This is a genomic window from Variovorax glucosi, assembly GCF_051216695.1.
Taxonomy (GTDB): Bacteria; Pseudomonadota; Gammaproteobacteria; order Burkholderiales; family Burkholderiaceae_C; genus Variovorax.
This window is the reverse complement of record NZ_JBPJZE010000395.1, coordinates 1-1,037: the sequence shown is the minus strand read 5'-3', so window position 1 is coordinate 1,037 and position 1,037 is coordinate 1. Positions and strand designations below refer to the sequence as shown.

Genomic DNA, 1,037 nt, shown 5'->3' with positions numbered 1-1,037 from the left:
GCCTTGCGTGAAGTCGATCATCGGGCTGCGCTCGTAGATGCGGATGCCCATGCGCAGCGCCACGCGCCGCAGCCCGCGCACCAGCTTGCCCGGATGCACGGTCGCGGCGATGGGCGAATACACGCCTGCCAGGTTGCGCACGGAGCCTGTGCGGCGTGCGACTTCTTCGGGCGGCAGCGTGCGGTAGGAATGAATGCCGCAGTCCTCCAGCCCCTTCATCACAGGGTCGAGCGCGCCGACCTGGGCCTGCGAGGTTGCGGTGTACAGCGTGCCGTCCTGCCGCAGCTCGGCATCGATACCTTGCGCGCGGCAGAAGTCGGCGATGTGTTGCACCGCATCTTCCGAGGCCCTGACGAGGCGGATGGCCTCGGCTTCGCCGAACAGCCGGCGCAGTGTGAAGAACTTGGTCGACCATGTCAGCAGGCAGCCGCCGTTGCGCCCGCTCGCGCCGGAGCCGCAGAGATCGCTCTCGACAATGGCGATGTCGAGCGCCGGGTTGCGCTGCTTCGCCTGAATGGCGGTCCACAGCCCGGTAAAGCCGCCACCGACGATGCAGACGTCGGCGCGCTGCGCGCCCTGCAGTGCAGGTGCGAGGTCGCCGTCGTTGAAGAGGGCCTGTTCGATCCAGAAGGGGCGCATGTCGGAAGGCTCTCGGTTTCAGGTTATGGCTGCTGCGTGGCAGCCTGCCTCGACGCGAGCACCATGTGCCGCGCGTAGTGCATCAGGTCGGGCGTCATCGCATCGGCGCACTTGGCGCTGTCGTCCCAGCGGCGCAGGCGCACCGCGTCGAGCGCATGCGGCAGCGCCTCGAACTGCCTTGCCTGCGCTTCGTCGAACACACCGCCCTGCAGCACCAGGCTGCGCTGCGAATCGGCCGACAGCGCCTCGAGATACCCCGGCTCGCGCGCGCACAGAAAACGCTTGGCGTCCACGTGCAGCCGGATCGGGTCGAGCGTGGCCGGGCCGAACAGGTGCTTCAGGAAGGCACGGCTGCGGTACTGGTGCAGGTCGTCCAGGCCTTGCTGCGTGGGCGTGCC

2 protein-coding genes are annotated in these 1,037 nt (G+C 68.5%); both read right to left on the bottom strand.

The window, feature by feature from the left end:
- Positions 1-639 (bottom strand): FAD-dependent oxidoreductase (locus ACSFA3_RS25950; protein ID WP_435508177.1); only part of this gene is annotated, 639 nt, incomplete at its 3' end.
- A gap of 23 nt (positions 640-662) precedes the next feature.
- Positions 663-1,037 (bottom strand): HD domain-containing protein (locus tag ACSFA3_RS25945; protein WP_475544594.1); only part of this gene is annotated, 375 nt, incomplete at its 5' end.